Source organism: Paenibacillus alkaliterrae (assembly GCF_021532375.1).
GTDB classification, from domain to species: domain Bacteria; phylum Bacillota; class Bacilli; order Paenibacillales; family Paenibacillaceae; genus Pristimantibacillus; species Pristimantibacillus alkaliterrae.
On sequence record NZ_JAKGAP010000088.1, the window covers coordinates 1 to 4,199 of the forward strand.

Below are 4,199 nucleotides of genomic sequence, written 5' to 3' on the forward strand. Positions count from 1 at the left end.
CTTTGCTGCTCATATGTTCTTTCATTTGTCGGCCTTCATGCGATGGTTATGAAGGTCATTTTTTCGGGCAACTGCGCAACCAATCCAGAGTGTTATAAGATGTTAGCGCCTTCCTGATCAGCCTTCAAAAGGTTTTCTAAAACAAAAACCCTAACAACTTTTGTTAGGGTATGATGTCACTTGTAAATGTCTCCTCTTGGTCCGATACGCATCACACATATTATTAGTTCATCGTTTTTTATTTCATATATGATTCTAAAATTTCCTACTCGCAATCTGAAAACTTGGTCTTCAGACCCCTTCATTCTCTTTACATTCGGAGCTTCAAATGGATCAATACTCAAAAGATCCAGTGCTTTAAATATTCTCTTTATCATTGGTTTATCCAATTTCCCCAACGACTTTTCTGCATCATTCGAAAATGTAATTTTATATTTCGAATTCACGCTTCAAGTCCTCCAATGATTTTGTTTGTCCGTTCTGATATTCAATTCGACCTTTTTCTAATGCCTTTAGATCATCGCTTGTTAAATATTCATCTTCTTCATCCGCTTGTTTATCAAGTAACCATGATAAAAAACTTTTGGCTACTACTTTATTCTTATCATTCAGATGATCCAAAATTTCGTCGATATCATCATGTTTCGAAGCACTCATTGGTAGTGGCCTCCTTTAGATTGTTCATCCTTATTATACGCTAATATATAAGGATGCTCCAGAATTTGTTGGTTTTATACACTTCCTAAGCTTACTTTCAATTTCGTACTTGCGCTAATTTCTTATAACGTTTCCGTGTTCACGACGTCCCACCACCCTAAAGGAACGAAGTGACTGGCCGCGATGCGGTTGGGTGGTGCGGATGTGTCCCGGCAATTACTTCTTCGACTTATCTTCCGGGACCGAGGCAGCTTGTCTGCCGATGCGTGAACACATTGTTAGAGGATGTCGTCGCCTTCATTGATTCACTTACATATTCGCCACTATATATTCTTTTACTTCCCTTGGACTTTTAAATATATATACCTGTTTCTGTTCCTTTACTTGATCAAGTGTTTCTAAAATTTTACCTCTGCTTCTTTTCCTGAAATTCCATATCCATATTAAAAATTCTAAATCAATTTTTTCTTTACAGCCTTCTGCCATATCCTCTCTCGTTTTACCGTGATTAATAATTCTTCTTTTAATTGCACGATAGATACAAAGAAATCGTGGGAAATCAAAGAAATATACTGCATCTGCATCAATAAGCCTTTTATTCAGTGTTCTTGAATAATTTCCATCCATGATATATGAATCATGTTGTATGAGTTCATCAATTATTTGATCCCATTCCTCTTCTGTGGAAGCAATCCAACCTGGCTTCCAATATAACGAATCTATATAAGTTGAACTAAAGATGTTCTACAATCTCACCTGATTCCATTCGTACACACAGACGATCAATGATCTCTGCCGGCTTCTCCATGATGGACGTCATAAAAGCATGAACATTTTTACGGATGTCAGAGACTGTATGGTAGAACACGTTGTTAATCACATCCGATTTCAACCATTTCCAGAGCCCTTCTACAACATTTAATTTAGGGCTGTATGGAGGTAGAAACACAAACGTAAGTCGTGGGTTCTCGTTCAAGAACGGCTGCAGCAGTTTTGCATGATGAATCCGGGCGTTATCCAGTACCATCGTTATTTTTCCTGTAGGATAAGCAGCCCGTACTTGATGTAAAAAGGTCAAAAACGTCTCAGCGGTATACTGTTCATCTTCTCTCCAGACTACTTGACCACTACAGTAATCAACGGTCGACAAGAGTTTCACGCCGCGATGCTTGCCCGTTGTGGGGATCACACGTTGCTTACCTTTCTCAAACCAAGTTCGTTGTAACGCCTGATAATCACGAATCATGCTTTCATCTTCAAACAAAAGATGATCAATTTCGCCATTTTCTACCCCTTTTTTAATGCCGGAAAGACTACTTCGACAAATTCTTTCTGTTTCTCGGGATCGGCTGCATCTAACGTATAAGTCGGTCTGGTAAAGCTCATATTCATCCGCTCCATCAGTTTAGAAACACCGCGCAGCGAATAGCTGAATCCGTAACAACGTTCAATATATTCAGCTATAATTTTTAACGTCCAATTGAATTTCGCTGTAAAACCAACATCAGCGGGCACCTGATTCATGATGACTTGTTTTAATTCATCTCGCTGTTCTAGAGTGAGACGGGACGATTTTCCAGGAGAGACCTTCATAACCAGACCCTCCAGTCCTTTTTCTTCATACGCATGGATGTACTTTCGGAGCGTTTTCTCGGAAAGACATAGCATCAGAGAAATCTGGCTGATGGGGATCCCCATCATTCGAAATCGAATCGTTTGAAGACGTTCATACATGCGACGATCTTTTGTTCGTTTCATGCGTTCTTCAATTTGAGCAATGATTTCTTGGTTTTTCACAGCCTTCACCGTCCCATAATTTGTCTTTATAGTTTCGACGGAGATGCTATGAAAACCTCTCTATGACAGGAAGTGTTCTGGTTCAACTTATATAGATGAATAACTGGAAGACCTGTAACTTGTCCTAGCAGTGTAGAGAAGGTTGATTTTCCCGAACCGGCACAGCCCAATACAAGTGCCTTCTTCATAAACTCATGCCTCCCAAATAGGCAAATTCTTTAATGTTTTTTTATTTTGCGACGATTTCCTCTAACGTCTTATTTCTGTATTGCTTAAAAGTCTTCATAAGAGCTGAAGTTCTGTATTGCGAGAACTTTACAAAGGAAGATGGGTTTCTGCTTCTATTGATAGCAGCTTCTCACTCACACTCCTGCTGCATGCGATCAAGCGGGCTCTGTATGCGGCGGACGTCTTTGACGCTGACGTGGGTGTAGATCTCGGTGGTGCGGCTGCTTTGGTGGCCTAACAGCTCTTGGATGTACCGGATATCGGTCCCGTTTTCCAGCAGGTGTGTGGCAAAAGAATGGCGCAGCGAGTGGATGGATATTTTCTTTTTTATTCCCGCCGTAATAACGCATTGCTCGAATATTCTTTGCGCTGTACGCTCCGTCAGATGGGTTCCCGTATATTGCCCGGGGAACAGCCATATGTCAGGCTTCACTTGATCCATATACGCTCGCACGACTATCATTGCGGCATCCGAAAGCAACGTATATCTGTCTTTACGTCCCTTCCCTTGTTTAACCAGCAGCATTTTGCGTTCAGGGTCAACGTCCATTACACGCAGCTTTACCACCTCGCTTACACGCAATCCGGATGAATAGGTTAAATACAATATAGCCTGATGCTTCACGTTGTTAGTCGCCTTCAGAAGGCGAAGAATCTCTCCTTGCGAGCATACATTAGGCAGCTTCTTCTCTTTCCTTGGCCTTACATAAGCAACGGACTCGAACTGTCCGTGCACATGCTGCAAAAAAAACTTTACTGCGCTGATCGCTTGGTTCACATAGGCGTGAGATAACGATTGGTTCAACAAGGAAAGCGAGTATTTTCCGATGCTGTCCTCTTCCAAACCTCTCGTCCCCTTATCCACAAATACCAAGAACCTTTTTACATGACCGCTGTATGCACGGATTGTTTTGGCGCTGTACCCCTTCAGCCGCAGCGTAGACCGCAGCTTTCCAAGCTGCTCCTCATCCCGCCCGTTCTCGCCTTGCCGCAAAACAAGCGCATGACGAAAAATCCTCAATTGCTCACACTCTTCGAACAACAAGGCTTCTACGTAAACCTCTTCCTCTGCAAACAGCTCCATAAATCGTTCAATCGCCGAAACGGAATAAGGAAAAGTCCACAGCAGCTGATCCGGCAGCCATTTGCGTCCGGGGATACTTTTGACACGATTGACGTGCCCTTGCACAAAGGAACTCATCTTTACAGCTATTTCCCGGTCATTTCGTTTCAATAACGTAAGGTTCATTTGTACCAGACCTTTCCGATTAGTATACCAGCTGCAGCAGCATTTGGAAATAGGAACCAATCTTTCCAACCGCCAAAAAGAAAGGAAGAAACCCGTCGTCTGCCATGAGACGCCGGATTTCCTCCGATGCTTTCGAAGCTTATGAAGCTGTTACCGAATATTTTGTCACAGTCTTGTTGATTTCGTCAACCTATACCTGAGAGAGTAGGAAGCAGCTCAAATTCCTTGATTTTAATCGCCCCATGACAGATGGTCTCGCGCACGTTTT

The 4,199-nt window shown here is 42.3% G+C and carries 5 protein-coding genes; all 5 read right to left on the reverse strand.

Features of this window, described 5'->3' with window-relative positions; genetic code table 11:
• Window positions 1-176: 176 nt before the first annotated feature.
• The 5 genes from L1N85_RS24295 to xerA all read right to left on the reverse strand — a co-directional run bounded on the left by L1N85_RS24295 (window position 177) and on the right by xerA (window position 3,883).
• Window positions 177-446: a type II toxin-antitoxin system RelE family toxin gene (locus tag L1N85_RS24295; RefSeq protein WP_235241612.1), complete on the reverse strand. Its 270-nt coding sequence runs from the start codon at window positions 444-446 to the stop codon at window positions 177-179.
• Window positions 430-657, reverse strand: a complete 228-nt coding sequence (locus tag L1N85_RS24300; protein WP_235241613.1) for a hypothetical protein — start codon at window positions 655-657, stop codon at window positions 430-432. The genes L1N85_RS24295 and L1N85_RS24300 overlap by 17 nt, the downstream gene beginning before the upstream one ends.
• Window positions 658-966: 309 nt before the next feature.
• Complete coding sequence (locus L1N85_RS24305) at window positions 967-1,284, reverse strand: P-loop NTPase family protein (protein WP_235241614.1); 318 nt, start codon at window positions 1,282-1,284, stop codon at window positions 967-969.
• A 106-nt stretch (window positions 1,285-1,390) separates the two neighbouring features.
• Window positions 1,391-2,415, reverse strand: a protein-coding gene (locus L1N85_RS24310; protein ID WP_235241616.1) for an IS630 family transposase whose coding sequence is annotated in 2 segments (ribosomal slippage) — window positions 1,391-1,948 and window positions 1,951-2,415 — 1,023 coding nt in all. Because the reading frame shifts where the segments join, the coding sequence is not laid out codon by codon here.
• Between the two features lie 397 nt (window positions 2,416-2,812).
• Complete coding sequence (gene xerA, locus L1N85_RS24315; protein ID WP_235241615.1) at window positions 2,813-3,883, reverse strand: site-specific tyrosine recombinase/integron integrase; 1,071 nt, start codon at window positions 3,881-3,883, stop codon at window positions 2,813-2,815.
• Window positions 3,884-4,199 lie beyond the last annotated feature (316 nt).